General features: G+C 45.0%; 17 protein-coding genes. 12 read left to right on the forward strand and 5 right to left on the reverse strand.

The window, feature by feature from the left end; translation table 11 throughout:
- The first annotated feature begins 94 nt into the window (after positions 1-94).
- From V5G21_RS10730 to V5G21_RS10740, 3 genes are read left to right on the forward strand one after another with little or no spacing between them, the layout of a single operon-like run.
- Complete coding sequence (locus tag V5G21_RS10730) at positions 95-1501, forward strand: PLP-dependent aminotransferase family protein (RefSeq protein WP_338465509.1); 1407 nt, start codon at positions 95-97, stop codon at positions 1499-1501.
- A 6-nt stretch (positions 1502-1507) separates the two neighbouring features.
- Positions 1508-2116: a GNAT family N-acetyltransferase gene (locus V5G21_RS10735; protein WP_422397433.1), complete on the forward strand. Its 609-nt coding sequence runs from the start codon at positions 1508-1510 to the stop codon at positions 2114-2116.
- Entirely contained in the window at positions 2103-2474 is a 372-nt protein-coding gene (locus V5G21_RS10740) for an SLAP domain-containing protein (protein ID WP_338465511.1), read from the forward strand. The genes V5G21_RS10735 and V5G21_RS10740 overlap by 14 nt, the downstream gene beginning before the upstream one ends.
- Before the next feature lie 79 nt (positions 2475-2553).
- Here the strand turns inward: V5G21_RS10740 and V5G21_RS10745 are convergent, their stop codons facing one another.
- Positions 2554-2994: a YndM family protein gene (locus tag V5G21_RS10745; protein WP_035202409.1), complete on the reverse strand. Its 441-nt coding sequence runs from the start codon at positions 2992-2994 to the stop codon at positions 2554-2556.
- A gap of 269 nt (positions 2995-3263) precedes the next feature.
- On the opposite strand from V5G21_RS10745, the gene V5G21_RS10750 reads away from it, so the two are divergent.
- Together V5G21_RS10750 and V5G21_RS10755 are read left to right on the forward strand one after the other, a co-directional pair.
- Entirely contained in the window at positions 3264-3875 is a 612-nt protein-coding gene (locus V5G21_RS10750; protein ID WP_011245143.1) for an NUDIX hydrolase, read from the forward strand.
- A gap of 35 nt (positions 3876-3910) precedes the next feature.
- A complete protein-coding gene (locus V5G21_RS10755; protein WP_304527773.1) occupies positions 3911-4384 on the forward strand; it encodes a GNAT family N-acetyltransferase in 474 nt (157 codons plus the stop codon).
- 55 nt (positions 4385-4439) lie between these two features.
- Here the strand turns inward: V5G21_RS10755 and V5G21_RS10760 are convergent, their stop codons facing one another.
- Entirely contained in the window at positions 4440-6338 is a 1899-nt protein-coding gene (locus tag V5G21_RS10760; protein WP_035202264.1) for a BCCT family transporter, read from the reverse strand.
- 301 nt (positions 6339-6639) lie between these two features.
- On the opposite strand from V5G21_RS10760, the gene V5G21_RS10765 reads away from it, so the two are divergent.
- The 4 genes from V5G21_RS10765 (at position 6640) to V5G21_RS10780 (ending at position 10399) form a co-directional block, all read left to right on the forward strand.
- Complete coding sequence (locus tag V5G21_RS10765; protein WP_011245146.1) at positions 6640-7299, forward strand: potassium channel family protein; 660 nt, start codon at positions 6640-6642, stop codon at positions 7297-7299.
- Positions 7300-7320: 21 nt separating this feature from the next.
- On the forward strand, positions 7321-8187 hold the full coding sequence (locus tag V5G21_RS10770; protein ID WP_011245147.1) for an alpha/beta fold hydrolase: 867 nt from the start codon (positions 7321-7323) through the stop codon (positions 8185-8187).
- A 253-nt stretch (positions 8188-8440) separates the two neighbouring features.
- Positions 8441-9658, forward strand: coding sequence for a NupC/NupG family nucleoside CNT transporter (locus V5G21_RS10775; RefSeq protein WP_011245148.1), 1218 nt, complete (start codon positions 8441-8443; stop codon positions 9656-9658).
- A gap of 219 nt (positions 9659-9877) precedes the next feature.
- Complete coding sequence (locus V5G21_RS10780) at positions 9878-10399, forward strand: DNA topology modulation protein (protein WP_035202272.1); 522 nt, start codon at positions 9878-9880, stop codon at positions 10397-10399.
- A 66-nt stretch (positions 10400-10465) separates the two neighbouring features.
- Here V5G21_RS10780 and V5G21_RS10785 read toward each other — a convergent pair whose 3' ends face one another.
- The 3 genes from V5G21_RS10785 to V5G21_RS10795 all read right to left on the reverse strand — a co-directional run bounded on the left by V5G21_RS10785 (position 10466) and on the right by V5G21_RS10795 (position 12570).
- Positions 10466-10708 carry a CotD family spore coat protein gene (locus tag V5G21_RS10785; protein ID WP_011245150.1) on the reverse strand — a complete coding sequence of 81 codons (243 nt, stop codon included), beginning with the start codon at positions 10706-10708 and terminating at the stop codon, positions 10466-10468.
- Between the two features lie 116 nt (positions 10709-10824).
- Positions 10825-11319 carry a ferritin gene (locus V5G21_RS10790; protein ID WP_035202273.1) on the reverse strand — a complete coding sequence of 165 codons (495 nt, stop codon included), beginning with the start codon at positions 11317-11319 and terminating at the stop codon, positions 10825-10827.
- Positions 11320-11475: 156 nt separating this feature from the next.
- Positions 11476-12570, reverse strand: a complete 1095-nt coding sequence (locus V5G21_RS10795; RefSeq protein WP_035202275.1) for an AI-2E family transporter — start codon at positions 12568-12570, stop codon at positions 11476-11478.
- Between the two features lie 184 nt (positions 12571-12754).
- Here V5G21_RS10795 and V5G21_RS10800 point away from each other — a divergent pair, with 184 nt between their 5' ends.
- The 3 genes from V5G21_RS10800 (at position 12755) to V5G21_RS10810 (ending at position 16306) form a co-directional block, all read left to right on the forward strand.
- Positions 12755-14290: an NAD(P)H-hydrate dehydratase gene (locus tag V5G21_RS10800; RefSeq protein WP_212930032.1), complete on the forward strand. Its 1536-nt coding sequence runs from the start codon at positions 12755-12757 to the stop codon at positions 14288-14290.
- A gap of 606 nt (positions 14291-14896) precedes the next feature.
- Entirely contained in the window at positions 14897-15505 is a 609-nt protein-coding gene (locus tag V5G21_RS10805) for a PepSY domain-containing protein (RefSeq protein WP_051881122.1), read from the forward strand.
- Between the two features lie 414 nt (positions 15506-15919).
- Positions 15920-16306: a hypothetical protein gene (locus V5G21_RS10810; RefSeq protein WP_035202278.1), complete on the forward strand. Its 387-nt coding sequence runs from the start codon at positions 15920-15922 to the stop codon at positions 16304-16306.
- Positions 16307-16378: the final 72 nt, after the last annotated feature.

A 16378-nucleotide genomic window follows, 5' to 3' on the forward strand; every position in this document is an offset into this window, starting at 1 on the left:
TCATTCCTTTTTTAGCTAGTGGGTCTAGCCTAAGGCAAATCTAGTTTGGAGAAACCAACAACTTATGAGAAAATAAAACCAACAACTAGAAGGAGTGAGCATCATTTCAGGGCAAAGTGCAAAAATTGCGGCTGACATTCGCGCAAAAATTGAAGCTGGCGAATGGTATCCGACGATGAAGCTGCCGACCCAACAAGAGCTTGCTGCCTATTATCAGGTAAACCGAAGCACTGTCATAGCAGCTTTAGACCGTTTAAAGGCAAGAGGCATTATTGTTTCGATTCAAGGAAAAGGCTCTTTTGTTAGCAACGATTCTGGCAATGAAGAAGGCGTTGTGTGGAAAGAGTTGGCGAAATGGTCGTTTTATCCGAAAAACAAAGCGCTTGTCCAGCATTTGAACGAATGGGAAAACGATGCTACTCTTATTCAGCTAAGCAAAGGGGTGCTTGCTCATGAATTGCAGCCAAAGAATGCAATCAAGGAAGCGCTCACGGCAATGGCTGCACAAAATGTTGGTTTCGGTTATGGCGACGGAAGAGGGGATGAAAGGTTAAGACAGGCACTATCTGTGTACTTACAGGAAAAGGGGATTCAAGCATCTCCTGATTCGATCTTAATTGTTTCCGGAGCGCTCGGCGGCTTGCAGTTAATAGGCACAGGGATTTTGCAGACGGGCAGCGTGTTGTTCCACGAGCCTGTTTCTTATTTGCGGTCTTTAACGTTTTTCACAAGCCTGGGCATCCGGACGTCGCCTCTTGATTTTGCAGCCAACGATGCAGAAAAAGAGTTGGCCAAGCAGAGTGCCCATGCGTTATATGTGAACCCGACACACCACAACCCAACAGGCATGACGCTTGATGAAGGGGCGCGCCGCAAGTTGCTTTTGCTTGCAGGCAAAACAAGGACGCCGATAATCGAAGACGACATTTATGGCGATTTGTCATTTGAAGAAGGGCCGAAGCCATTAAAAGCCTATGATCGAAAAGGCCAAGTACTGTATTTAGGCAGTTTTTCAAAAACGGTTAGCCCAGGTTTACGGATTGGCTGGCTAGTCGGACCGCCTGATATTGTCCAGAAGTTGGCCGACTTGCGGATGCAAACGGATTATGGTTCGAGCATGTTATCCCAATTTGTTTGCCGTCACCTATTGGAAACGGGTACGTACCGCCACCATATATGGACGTTGAAAGAACATTTACGGGAGCGGAAAAACTGGTTACTTGGTTTGCTCGAGAAATACTTTGGCGAACTAGGGTCATGTGGGGACGTGCAAGGCGGTTTCTTCATTTGGTTTACGTTTAAAAAAGAGCGAGCGCCTCATATGCAACGTTTTGTGGCTGCTTGCCACAGAAGAGGCGTTGTTCTTCATCCTGGATTTATTTACGGAGAGGAAAGACAGGCATCGATCCGCTTTTCTTTTGCGTTTGAAAGCTTGGAAAACATGGAAAAGGGTCTCCTGCAAGTACGAAGAGCGTATGACGACCAATTCCTAGGAGAGTGAGTGACAGTGAAAGTGCGACCCTATGTTGCTGATGACGAGAGAGACTGGTTGCGCTTGCGAGTGCTTGCTTTTTTGGACACGCCTTATTACGACAATGTCCTGCAAGCGAAAGAAAGGTACCGTAACCCTGCAATTGAATTGGTATGCGTCGAAGCGGGCCAGCTAGTCGGGCTTATTGATGTTGAGCTTGATAGCGATAGGCGCTCTGTCTGTTCCTTAAAAGAGGGAAAGGGCGGCATGATTTGGCACATTGCCGTTCATCCTGATTACCATAGAAGAAGCATCGCCTCCTTGTTGCTTGCTGAAGTGGAAAAAGCAGCACACGGACACAGGCTTGATTACTTAGAAGCGTGGACGAGGGAAGATCCGGCGGCTAACCAATGGTACAAACGCCACCTTTTTAGACAACACACGAGCTATCTTCATGTTTACATGGACGCAGAAGAAGCGAAAAGGAGTACCCATAGCCACTGCCAAGGCGTTACACCAGTAGGCGTTTTTGCCCACTATAGTGGTGACCGGGAAGAGGACGTACGGAACGCTTTTAAACGTGTCCATGAATGCCGCTGCTATGTGAAACAATTGAAAGGAGAATCACTTGATGCAAACGCTTAAATTTGAAGAGGCCTGGCAACGGACGATTTCGGAGAAGGATATACAAGCCATAAAAAACGTGTTTGCAGCCCAGCAAGGGGAACTGCAGCCGTTTCTCCCGCTATGGCAAGCGCTTAACCACCGTGGCGATCTTTTAGTAACGGTTCTTGTTCAGCATACAGGGGACGGGGAGTGGCCAAATGACGAGCGGGAGTATGTCTATTTAGAGGACGGCGAGGAAGTGGCAGCTGATCACTTTTCGCTTAAACGCCTTGGCTTGAAGCGTCACGTAAGTATGCCGTGGACGTTTATTTTTCCAAAGGAAACACAGAAAAAAGCACCGCGGCTAAAAGGGGCGGCGCTTCGCTTGCGTCCTTAGAAGAGACAGTGGCTAGGGCATTTTCCCTCTCCACCTCCATTTTTCTATGCTTGTGAAGCCTCAAAAAGAAAGAGGATGGTTAGTCCTCTTTCTTTTGTATCTTCGAATAGTCCTCGTCTTCGCCGAACTCTGTGTTAAAAGCAAAACGTGTTTGCGTACTCTCGTTTGATTTAACAGAACGGGAATGTTTTAACATATAACGGTGCACAAAAACTTCTCCAATTGTGATGACGAAAGCGGAGAGGATGCTCCCCCAGGCAATTAGCATGTAATTATGGAACAAAACGGACCCGAAAATCCATACAGCCAAGTATGTGAACAAAAAATCACCAACGAGAGCAATCGTGTTTCCAAAGCGAGGAAGCAGAAACAAATCGCCGGCGATGTAGGAAACGACGGTGACGAGGAGCGCAAATGTAGTGACATCAACAAAGGTCGCTTCTGAAAAATAAAAAAATCCAATTGTAAACGCAATAAAGGAAGCGATGAATTTGCAAAGCAACAGCAAGGAATGCTTCATGGGATGTTCCTCCTTTTTACTAACAGTGTTTCTGTCCGGTGTCGTTCGTATACGTCAAATGCCTGTTTTTCATCTTAACGAGTTGGGAACGACCACAAGCGGGCTCTGGTCCAAGGGTTGCAGCAAGGCTAATTATTGATATGATTTAGGGAGGGGCACTAGTAAAAATGGATACGCAAACGGAAACTTGGCGATAAGGGAGAGCCGCAACTTATTTAGAGCAGTGTTCTTTGCGTTGCATCAACAGCAAGAAGAAGGAGGATACTCGGGTGAATTCAGATTGGCTTAACTGGGCGCAGCGTATTCAAGCCTTAGCGCAGGCGGGAATCACATTTACAAAAGACAAATACGACATGGAACGTTATGACGAGCTATTGGCCATAAGTGCCGAAATGATGGCATGTGCGAAAAATCTTGATGCTGCGAGCGTGAAGGAAACGTTTGTCCAACAAAACGGCTACCAGACACCGAAAATCGATGTCCGAGGCGTGGTCATAAAGGACAACCATATTTTGCTCGTGCAAGAAGAAACCGACGGCACGTGGGCGCTGCCAGGAGGGTATTGTGAAGTAGGATTGTCGCCTGCAGAAAACATCGTAAAAGAAATTAAAGAAGAGTCTGGTTATGATAGCAAATACGAGCGGGTGCTTGCCCTGTTCGATACGAAAAAACATCGCCATCCGCCCCATATGTTCCACTTTTATAAGTTGGTTTTGCACTGTACGATCACCGGGGGAACAGCAACAACAGGCGTGGAAACGAGCAACGTTGGCTTCTTTTCTTTTGATGATTTGCCGCCGCTATCGGCAAACCGGAATACGCTAGAACAATTTTCAATTATTCGCAATCAGTTGAACGAAAGACAGCCGTATATGGACTAACAGGAAAAGGGTGTGAAAGGGAGGCTTCGCGAAAAATGGAACTGCGCTTTGTAGCCATGTCAGAAGACCAAGCGAAATGGCTTGCTTACCAATGGGAATATGAGGGCGCTTATGCTTTTTATCATACTGACGTTGAAAAGCTTGGATTGCACGCATTTATCGATGTTGGAAAAAGCAGTGCAAGACAATATGCCGTCTATAAAGACGAAGATATGGTAGGGTTTCTTGGGATCAAACCGAAAAAGGATGTGGCCGAGATCGGACTCGGAATGAAACCGGACTACATAGGCAAAGGATTTGGCCGTTCATTTTTGCAAAATTGTTTGTCCTTTATTAAACACAACTTCGAAGAGATAACGGCTGCTAAATTATTCGTTGCTGCGGATAATAAACGGGCCATTCATGTGTCTGAAGAGTGCGGCTTTGAAAAAAGAAGCCCTCATAAGCGGGAAATCAAAGGCAACGTTTATGATTTTATTGAGATGGAATATCGTTTTAACCGTGAATAAAGAAGCACGATGGCTTAAGCCATCGTGCTTTTTTGCTTGTCGGTCGCGCTCATGTTTATTTCCCCGATTTCGTTTGCCGTAAAATCGCCTGCAACGCTTCTTTTTGCTGAATTTCTACAAGGATATACAAATAATCGCCTGCTTTAATTTCAGTGCTTCCGGAAGGGGAAATCACATCATCGCCCCGTTCAATAGCACTAACATTGACATGAGGAGGGAAACCGACTTCAGCAAGTGTTTTGCCGACAATGGCCGTATCCTCTGTCGTTTGGAAGTGGAGCATTTCTGCTGTGTTGCGCCCAGCGGCCAGTAGTTCACGACGGAGTTCATCACGCCACTCTTGGCTCAAATCCTGACGCAACTCTTCGTACGCTTCTTCTTTCAGACGCTGCTTCAATGCTTTATCATGTGCCAGCCGTGCCTTTCGTTGCTCTGTTCGCCAGTCTCTCGCGATCATCATGCCAATCGAGAACAGCATAAAGACGAGAATGATGGCAAATGGGAGTGCAGCCGTCAATGCGGCAGTCTGTAAGGCATCCAGTCCTCCATCCCCACTTATTAGGAGGACAGACGCTGTACCAGCAATTAATACGCCCCACAACATTTTTAATTTAAAGCTTGGATTAAGCATGCCGTTCGATGTCATCGACCCGAGTACAAACGCAGCTGAATCGGCGGACGTGACAAAAAAGATTCCGACGACAATGACGGCTAAAATGCTCGAAATTGTAGTGAACGGGAGATTTTGCAGCATATAGAAGAGCGTAAGCTCCACTTCAGACTGAGCAATCTCCGCGAGGGGGAACAAGCCGGAAATCTCAATATGTAAGGCGGTACCGCCAAACACACAAAACCAAACGACTGCCATGAGCGTCGGGACGAGCAGGACGCCTGCGATAAATTCGCGGATGGTACGCCCTTTTGAAATCCGTGCAATAAACAAGCCGACAAATGGCGACCATGACATATGCCAAGCCCAGAAGAAAATCGTGTTTGACCCTAGCCATTCATCATTTGAAAAAGGCGTCATCGTTAATGACATTGACACGACATTAGACAAATAGCCACCTAAAGTCGTCACCATGCTTTCAAGCAGTGTAATGGTTGGTCCTGCAAATAAAACGAATAACAGTAAGATGCCCGCAAGGACCAAATTCAAATTAGTGAGCCGTTTAATGCCTTTATTGATTCCGGCAACGGCCGAAAATAAAAACAAACAAGTGATGACGGCAATAATTGCTAGCTGTAAAGGAATGCTATTCGACAATGGCGTTAAAAAGGAAATGCCACCTGAAATTTGCAAAGCGCTTAAGCCAAATGTCGTTGCAACACCTGCACAAGTAGAAATAACCGCAAGCAAATCAATCGTTTTGCCCATCCAACCGTCAGTTTTCGAACCGAGAATGGGATAAAAGGCAGAACTAATCAGGGCTGGCCGATTTTTGCGGTATTGGACAAAGGCAAGCGTTAAGCCAACGACTGAAAATGCCCCCCAAGCATGGAGCCCCCAATGGAAAACGCCGTAACGGAGCCCAATCGCAGCAGCGTTCGCCGACTCTTCTGGCAAGTGGAACGAATAGCCAGGTGGCGGATCCATATAGTAAAGAATAGGTTCAGCTACACCAAAAAAGACGAACCCAACACCGAGGCCAGCCGCAAACAGCATCCCGACCCATGAAATGAAAGAATGCTCAGGCACGTCGTTGTCTTTGCCGAGCCTAAGTTTGCCAAAAGGCGTAACGGCCACAATAAAACCAAAAAGGATGAAAATGCTGGCAATGGTCATATAAAACCAACCGAAGTTGTCGATAATCCAAGCTAAGGCCGTTTCTGCTGTAGCGCCTAAGTGGGAAGGGTTCACAATGCCCCACAACACGAATAATGTCATTCCTGTTGCAGACGCATAGAGGACAAAGGGGGATTTTTTTGATGTTGTGTCAGAGTTTTGCGGCATGCGCAAACCACCTTTCCTGCAGTTAAAAGTACGTTGTATGGATAAGGAGAAAGACTCTTTTTCAATTTCCCCCGATTAGTCGACGGTAAACCCCGATAAAAAAGACTGGCATTTAAGTTGAATAGTTAGAATATCATTTTTTCTAGCTATAATAAACAAAAATCTTAATATAGCGAATGAATATAATCCATCACTTCCTAAAGAAAAGATAAAAATTGCTGAGCACGCGTTGACTTTCTTATGCTACAGGAGTAAGATCACTCTTAGACTTAAAATCTTGCCTGCATTCAGGAGGGACAAAGTGGAAAAACAGTTTGCTGTCATAGGGCTCGGCCGTTTTGGCACAAGTGTATGCCAAGAGCTTTATGCAATGGGCCATGACGTTCTTGCTATTGACCGGTCTGAAGAAAAAGTCGAGTTTGCCAGCGACTATGCGACAAAAGCGATTGTCGCAAATGGAGTAGATGAGCGTACTCTTAAAGCGCTTGGAATCCGCAATTTCGATTATGTCGTTGTGGCGATTGGCGAACATATTCAAGAGAGCGTCCTTGCTACGTTGCTTTTAAAGGAGCTCGGCGTCGCCAATGTGTGGGTGAAAGCAAGCAATGCGAAACACTACCGTATTTTAGAGAAAGTCGGTGCCGACCGGATCATCCGGCCAGAACATGAAATGGGTATTCGTATTGCCCATTTGCTTGATTCCACTAAAGTGATTGACTATATTGAACTGTCGGATGAGCACAGTATTGTTGAGTTGGCCGCGACGGAAAAGATAGCTAATAAGACCATTGCCCAACTAAACATTCGTAAAAAGTACCACTGTACATTAATTGGCTACAAACGAAATGGGCAACTGAATATCCATTTGTCACCTGAGGAGGTCATTTATGAAAATGATCTTTTAATTTTGGCAGGCGAAAACAGCGATTTAAAGCGATTCGAAAAAAAAGGATTATCATAAATATAAAGGGGATAGAGACCGATGGAAAGAGGCATCGCTTCTTTTACGTATTCAGATTGTACGCTTGAATACGCCATAACCGGAGAAGGGGAGCCAGTTTTATATTTGCATGGTGGCCATTCCAACTGCTTGGAACAACTGGGGATTGAGGAGCTTGCGCAAAATGGCTACTCCGTAATTGTGCCATCGCGGGCAGGATATGGGCAAACATCAAGGCAAATTGGCAAGTCGCTTGAAAAGGCGTGCAGCTTTTATATTGAACTATTGAATGAATTGAATATTGATAAAGTCCATTTAATTGCGGCGTCGACTGGCGGGCCGTCTGGCATTTATTTAGCGAGTCACTACCCAGAGAGAGTGCAATCATTTACATTGCAAGGGGCCGTCACGAAGCCGTGGCAAGAAGCGAGTGTCCGTGATGCAGTATTGAGCCGCTTCTTATTCCATCCTTTCATTGAGCGGTTTGTCTGGCGGAGCCTCTCTTCTTTAGCTCGGTTTTCACCAGATTATGCATTCAAAAAAATTGCGCCTGCTTACAGCACACTTTCGTATGAAGAAATTAAACAGAGGATGCTCGCCAGGGACTGGTATTTGTTTGATCGAATGACCGAATTTCAGCGCTCAGGACATGGCTTTTATATCGACTTGCAGCATATGCGTCAGTCCCTTGAGGAAGAATTAGAAACGATTACGGCGCCCACACTTATCGTTCATAGCAAAAATGACGCAATCGTGCCTTTGGAGCATGCCCATTATGCCCATGAACGGATTCGTTCTTCAAAGCTAGTCTGCTTAGATACGTGGGGCCACCTTGTCTGCCTTGGTAAAGGATCAGAGCAGCACACCCACGAATTGGCCGATTTTCTGCAACAGCACAAAGCTTCTTGACGAAATGAGTCAAGAGGCTTTTTTTGTGTAACAAGAAAAGAGAGTCGTAGGAATCATGGATGGTGGAAAAAGGAAGCAACGGATGTGGGGTTTTTTGATAATTTTTTTTACTTGAATGATGGTTGACAGTGCCAGCCGTTTTTCATAAGCTTAGCCATATTGTGTGCGTTTCTTTAGGAAAACGTGCAAAAATTGGCGCGCACCGGGAATAGTAAGCAAAAGTCGGGTACGACTGACCATACAGGAGGTAAAGATGAATTTTTTATGGGGCTTAATGGGAATGGCCATCTTGCTAGGGATTGCCTACTTGCTTTCTGCAAATAGGAAAGCGATTAACTGGCGAACGGTTTTGACGGCTCTGGCGTTACAATTCGTTTTTGCGGTGATTGTCTTATGGACCGATGCAGGGAGTTATGTGCTTAAGGAAGTGACAGGCGCTGTACAAGCGGCGATTGACACTTCGGCTGCTGGTATTGATATGCTCTTTGGCGGTGTCCTGCAAGCGGAAGGAGTCGGCAGCGTTTTCGCTTTTCAAGTGTTGCCAGTGATCATATTTTTCTCAGCGATTATTAGTATTCTCTATCATTTCGGCATCATGCAGTTTGTTGTCAAATACTTAGGAGGCGGCATTGCCAAGTTGCTTGGGACAAGCAGGGCAGAGTCGATATCGGCGACAGGCAATATTTTTGTTGGGCAGACAGAGGCTCCCTTGCTAATTAAACCTTATATTGGCAAAATGACGTCGTCTGAAATTTTTGCCGTCATGACAGGTGGGATGGCGACAGTAGCGGGCTCCGTGATGGCAGGAATATCGCAGATGGGCATTCCGCTGGAATATTTAATTGCAGCGACGTTTATGGCTGCCCCAGGCGGACTTTTGATGGCCAAAATGCTTGTGCCAGAAACAGAGATAAGCGAAACAAAGGACAACATTCATTTTCAAGTCGAGCGCGAGTCCAAAAATGTGATCGATGCCGCTTCAAACGGGGCATTGGATGGACTGAAATTAGCGCTCAATGTAGGCGCGATGCTGATCGCCTTTGTATCCTTAATTGCACTGATCAACTTGTTTTTAGGTACGATTGGCGGATGGTTTGGCTATGGTTCCATTACGCTAGAGCAAATCCTCGGGTACGTGTTTGCCCCGGTGGCGTGGATCATTGGTGTCCCATGGGAAGAGGCCGTGCAAGCGGGCTCGTTTATCGGGCAAAAGACGATTGTCAACGAGTTTATTGGTTTTGATGCCCTTGCGTCGGCTGCAGGCGAGGTATCAGAACGAACATATGTCATTACGAGCTTTGCGTTGTGTGGATTTGCGAACATTAGCTCGATCGCGATCTTGCTTGGCGGCCTTGGCGGTCTCGTGCCAGAACGCCGCCCTTTAATCGCTAAATATGGGATGAAAGCACTTATTGCCGCAACGCTTGTCAATTTAATGAACGCAGCCATTGCGGGCATGCTTGTAGGATAAGTAATGGCTATCGATTCTTCTATAAAAAATTAGAGTCTTTCTTTTGTATCAGATTTCTATTTTAAAAGCAGGCTGGCATCTAGCCTGCTTTATTGTGTCTGGAAACAACTTGAATGGAGCCTTGATGGACACAAGAACAAAACGAAGGATTTTATGGGGCTGTGTCCATGTTAGAATAGGATGAGGAGTATCTCAGAATAGAGCAAGGAGGATAAAGGGATGAATCGAATCGTTGTCATCGGATCAGCTGGCTCTGGTAAATCTACCTTGTCTCGAAAACTTAGTGAACGTTTATCGTTGCCCGTTATTCATTTAGACCGATTTTATTGGAAGCCTAACTGGACGCCAACCCCAAACGAAGAATGGGATGCGTTTCTTAAAGATGCGGTAAGCCAAAATAAATGGATTATCGATGGAAATTATTCAAGGACGCTCGACATGAGGCTGCATGAAGGAGATGCCGTCATATTTTTAGATATGCCTAGACTGTTATGCATCTATAGGATTATAAAAAGAAGAGTGATTTATCATGGAAAAACAAGACCTGATTTGAACGAGGATTGCCCTGAAAAACTAGATTGGGCTTTTTTTGTTTGGGTTTGGAATTATAAGAAGAGAAGCAGGCCCAAAGTGATTCAAGCGCTTGAGCAAGTAAAAGAGCGAAAGCGCGTTGTCATACTAAAGACAAGGAAAGAAGTCCAACGTTTTTTGGATCAGGTTAACGAGAATGGACGGTTTTGAGGAAATATAGCCAGCCGATACAGGCAATTCACGCTGCCGGCCTTTCCAACAACCTCACCTCCTCGCTTAGCGAGGAGGTCGGCCTGGAACATAGTGCGTAGGGGGAAAAGCTTGTTGATTGTGGACGACATTGGCAACGGATGCTGAGTGCGGGAAAGTGTGCACATGGCGGTAGACACGGTTTGTGACGTACGTTGTTAAGACAGGCTGGATTTCTTGAACAATGTATTCTTGTACAAAAGGCCTTGGTGCAGGAGGCAGTGGTCTTGTGGCAGGCATGTTTGCTTTTCCCTGTCGAAACGGAAACATATTGAAGTCCCCCCTCTTCCTTCTTACCGCTAGCCTATGTCACCACAGACTTATTCGATTGGGCGAGCGAGGCGGGAAACAACAAAAAGCCGCCTAAGCAAAGCGGCTTTCCATTGTTAGTCTTCTTTTCGTTTGCGCAGCTCTTGCTCATAAATATAAAGAGCATTGGCATCATCTTTGATGCGGTTTAAATAATCAATATGCGTTTCAAATGTGGCCTCTTCCTCTACTTGTTCGTCGAGGAACCAGTTTAAGAAAGAAAGCGTTTGGTATTCTTGTTCTTCTTGGGCGATCTGGTACACTTTATAATAGCTTTTCGTTACTTCCCGCTCTTGGGCCAGCGCAGCCTCAAATGTGGCGACGAGTGAACCATAATCGGCTTTTGGGGCTTGGATCGCCTCAAAGACGGCTTTTTGGCCTTTGTCATTTAAATAGTCATACACTTTCATGCCGTGTTCCCGCTCTTCCTCTGCTTGCTTAAGGAAGTAATCGGCGAAGCCATTGTAACTAATATGGTGGCAGTAGGCAGCCATCGCCATATAATCATGGGCAGCTTGAAACTCCATATTCATCTGGTGGTTCAACGCTTTGACAATTTTTTCTGAGAGCATATTGATCATCCTTTCCAAGTCTGAAATAGGGGATTTGCTGGCATGATTGCTTGGGTTCTTCAAACAGCGTCTAAAGCAAGAAGCAACTGGACATAACTGTTATTTGCCCGTATTCACTGCCTATGTTTTTGTCAATCCTCTTTTAAACTTGCCCATTTAGGTTTTTATGTTTTTTGACCGTCTGTGGATGCGTATAAGACGGTACGTGTGCTGGACAATGACCTTGCTGACGGCATAGGCAGGCACGGCAAGGAGAATCCCGACAAAACCAGCAAGCTGGCTGGCGACAAGGAGAACAAAAATAATCGTCAGCGGGTGTACGGAAAGCTGGCGCCCCATAATTTGTGGCGAGAAGACATTGCTTTCAATTTGCTGGATAATCACGACACCGACAATAACGAGAAACGCTTTTCCGGGTGAATCGAATAATGCAACGATAACGGCAGGGGCGGTGCCAATCCACGGGCCGATAAAGGGAATAACGTTTGTAAACAGGGCGACGAGCGCTAAAATCAACGCGTAATCTAGTTTGATGATTAAATACCAAATCAGGCAGAGAACGCCGACGCAAGCACTGACGAGAATTTGCCCTTGTATGTACGAACTTAAGGCTTTGTCTAAATCGCCAAGCACGCGCTTTCCTTCTTCTTGTTCTCTTGCTGGAAACTGGTTAATGACCATCATCGGCGCCTTCTTGCCTTCTTTCAGCATGTAGAAAAGCACGAAAGGAATAATCACAGCAATAATGACGACATTCGCCACGGCGCCAATGAATGTGCCAATGCTGTCAATGATCGACTGTAAATAGCCTTGCAAGTTTTCTGTTAGCGTCCCAGAAAGCTCATCCAATGAAAAATCAGTGCTTTCCAAGAAATTTTGCAACGCAGGCTGCTTTTGCAAATCTACGAATAAGTGGTGAATATCGTTTGCATATCCTGGCACATTGTCAACAAATGTCATAAATTGTTCTTGTAAGAGTGGCCCGACATAAAGCAAAGCGGTTGTGGCAAGGCCAGCCAATGCAAGGAAGACAATGAGAATCGACAGGCCGCGGTGAAGTTTTTTGTTTAGCAAGTTAACAAATGGTCTAAGCAAATAGTAGATGACAAGAGAGATGACGATTGGCGTAAACAACGTTTGAAAAAGCACGGCAATCGGCATAAAAATAAAGTTAACCAATGAACTTAAGTAAACGATCAACAAAAGGACAATAATCCAACACGCAAAACGAAATGCTTTGCTCTCCATCATTGCACGCTCAACCTTTCTTTTTCACAATACGTTTGCTTCCTTTGATAGGAAAAAAGAAACTGTATCAGTACTATACCACATTCTTTCGGAAATAGATGAATCAGTTCTCTTAAAATGCAAAAATCCCCGGTTTGTGCTACAGTTTACCGGGAAGAGAACGAATATTATAAAAAGGGTGGTAGCGATGCGGATTGTAACAGGCGAGGAAATGGCGAGCATTGATGCCATTACAATGAACAAAGTGGGGCTCCCTGGCGCTGTCCTAATGGAAAATGCTGGACGCGGAATTGCTCGTAAGCTGTTAGACCACTATGGACGTAAGCGCCGCTTTTTTATTGTCATCGGCAGCGGAAACAATGGCGGCGATGGGTTTGTTGTCGCGAGAGTGCTAAAAGACGAAGGCGCAGAAGTACAAGTATTCATCGTGCCGGAAGAAAGCCGGTACAAAGGAGATGCCAAACTGCATAAACGTGTATTCGAGCAGAGTGGCTACCGTTGGAAGTATTGGAAAGACATTGAGAGCCAATGGCCAACCATGCTTTATGAAACAGACATTATTGTTGATGCGCTCCTAGGCACAGGCATAAGTGGCCAAGTTAAGGAACCATATGCTTCCGTGATCGCCTGCATAAACAAATTGAAAAATGAAATTGTATCAATTGATTTGCCAAGCGGCGTTCCAGCTGGCAGCGCCGAGCTGAACCACGAAGCAATAAAAGCAGACCGTACCCTTACTTTACAATGGACAAAGGTAAGCTATTATTTAGAAGAAACCAAACCCTATTACGGAGAAGTGGACGTCGTCCCGATCGGCATTCCACCTAACACGTTGCGTCATCTCGCGTCACAACGCTACATTTGGGGCAAAAATGAAGTCGTCAATAGCTGGGTGATGAGCAAACCGAATGCCCACAAAGGCGATAACGGACGGGTTGGCATCATTGCCGGCAGCGAGGCAATGCCAGGAGCAGCAGCGCTGGCTGGGTCGGCCGCTGTTCGCAGCGGAGCAGGATTTACGACGATAGCGACAGTAGCACAAAATGTGCCGGTAATTGCCAGCCACGTAAAAGAAGCGATGTATACGATTTTTAGCGAAAAACATGGTTATCTTGCTCCTACAGAGACAGAATTGGCCGCTTTTATGGACAATAAGCAATCGATTGCGGTCGGACCTGGGCTTGGACGCACGCCTGCACTAACAAAGATGGTTGCGTACTTGCTTGTTCATTTCAAAGGTGTGTTGATTGTCGATGCTGACGCCTTGCATTGTTTGAAAGAGTGTGGGCCGATTGTCCAGGAGCGATCCGCTCCAACGGTGATTACGCCTCATCCTGGCGAAATGGCGATGTTAATTGACCAATCGGTTTCATATGTCAATAAAAATCGCTTTGAAGTAGCAGAGAGTTATGCGGAGCAATATGGCGTGTATGTCGTTTTAAAAGGGCCGAACACCATTGTTGCTGAACCAAGTGGTTGCATTTCTGTCAATGTCACAGGCAATGCCGGGCTTGCCAAAGGTGGTTCAGGCGACGTGCTTACAGGGATGGTCGCTGCACTCGTTGCCCGGCAACGGATTCAACCTGCTCTCTCATCAGCTGTATTTTTTCATGGCTATGCAGCAGACTTGCTGGCTAAACAACGACACGTCCTTGCCACTATCACCCCAAGCGATATTATTGAGCATTTGCCAGAGGCGTTCTCAATCGTTGATGATGATTAGGTTGAACGTTTGCCATTTCCCTTGTTATAATGTGCATCGTCATCTTTACAAAGTTAACAGACAGCATGAAAAAACCACCAAACGGTGGTTTTTTAGTTTCACTCAATTATCTTAGCTTGATTGTTTAGCCTGGTCTTTTTAATCAACGTGAAGATGAAGCTTAGTAAAGATAAAGCGATAGCGAGCAGAATCGAGCCTAATTGTAAGGAGAAACGTTGACTGACTATTAAGGTTAAAACGGTAGGGAGCAAGCCTAAACAGATAAATGAAACGGGGACAATGAAATCAGCATAAAAATTAATTCTACCCATTCTTCTTGTGAATAGTGTGTTAAGTAAAACATAACAAGTTGTTACAAACATGATGGCTAGTAGAACTAAAATAGGATAACCCCCTTTTGTCGTAGTGTAACACACTAGTTGAAGTCGATGATCATGTCACGTGCTTCTTTTAACTGCCTACGCACGGTTTTGCCGGGGCTGCAATATGTTTTTTCACGGTTCTCCACGGATTTACAATCACTTTTTAGTGTATAGCGGGTTTTAAATTGTGCAATGATGAGAATATAAAGGTAGGAAGATTTTCAGATGCACAAAGGAGATTGCTATGAAAAAATTACAGGTTACATTAGCTTCGACGTTTATGGTCATGGCCTTGATGGCATGCAACCAAGACAATAACGGGAATAATGACAATGCTCCAGAGCAAGAGGCCGATCTTGGCACAGAGCAAGGCCAAGGGGCAGATAGCTCAGAAGACTTGAATAATGCAGACATTCAAGTCGACATGGAAACAGCGGTTTCTGAATTTGAGAACGCCTATCCCGACGCCTCTATTTCAAGCATCGAGTTAGAGGCGGAGCGCGGTACGTGGCAATACGAGATTCAAGGACTTGACGATGAGAAGGAATATGAGGTCATCGTAGACGCAAAGACACAAGAAGTAACAAAGGAACGGGAAGAAGCACTTGATGCAAATGATGCTGGAGGCGTGGAGCGTCAAGAGGATGCATTGGACATGGACAACATCATCGATCCTCAAGAAGCGGTTGATATCGCTCTATCGGAAGCGGAAGGCGCGATAAGCAGCTGGAAGTTAGAGAAGGACGACCAAGTGACGTACTATGAAGTAACGGTTACCAATGCAGGCAACGATTATGATATTAAACTTGATGCCACGAACGGAGAGGTACTTGGAACGGACCGAGATGATTGATAGCGAAACAAGCTGGCTGCTATGTAGCTGGCTTGTTTTTTTGCTCATATGGGCCAACTACCCGTCTTATCATTCAAGTAAGACACTCGCTTTTTTAAAAGTAGGCAATAAAAAAAGAATTGCAAACGTAAGCGTTGTTATTTATAGTGTGGCTAAAGTTAGCTAAAACGTTATAGCTTAATCAACCAAGATTATTAGCCAGGCGTTGGTAGGAGCGCTGCTGCTAAAAATACACCAGCTACCCATGAACTTGGTCATTCAATTGGTCTTGGCGATTTAACAAATAGTAGTAATAGAAATAAATTAATGTATGGCACAGAAACAAGAACTGTCACCACACACCAAGCGGCTGATCGAACAGGCGCTCGAGAAGCAGTAAAGTAACTATTACATATTTAAAGGAGAAAAATCATCATGAATAAATTTTTCACCTTGCTGTTAATATGCATGATTGCTGTTATCACCTATCTAGTAATTTTCAATAATACTGAAAATAGTTTTGGTGACACTAATGGTATTACAGTTGAATTTGAAGACTCTAAAAACAAAAAGCCTATACAAATTAAAAGTGAAAAAGATATTGAGTATATACAACATACTTTAAATAATATTAAATGGGGAGATGTTATTGAAATAAGTGCTAGCTCTCCCCCTGATTATGTAGTAAAAGATGAAGCATTTTCTTTCTCGATTTGGGTTTTAAACAGCACAAAAATTGAAGTTTATGATGAGAAAGAAAAAAGATTGGGTGTTATACCTGTAGAAGACCAAGAAGAATTTTTAAATATAATAGACCCTTAAAAAGCACTAGATTCACAACCAATCCCTCTTTCTTCTCATGCTTTAAAAGGGTCGAGTTGCCGGTAAAGCTAC

Source organism: Shouchella rhizosphaerae (assembly GCF_036700015.1).
In the GTDB taxonomy this organism is placed as follows: Bacteria; Bacillota; Bacilli; order Bacillales; family Bacillaceae_D; genus Shouchella; species Shouchella rhizosphaerae.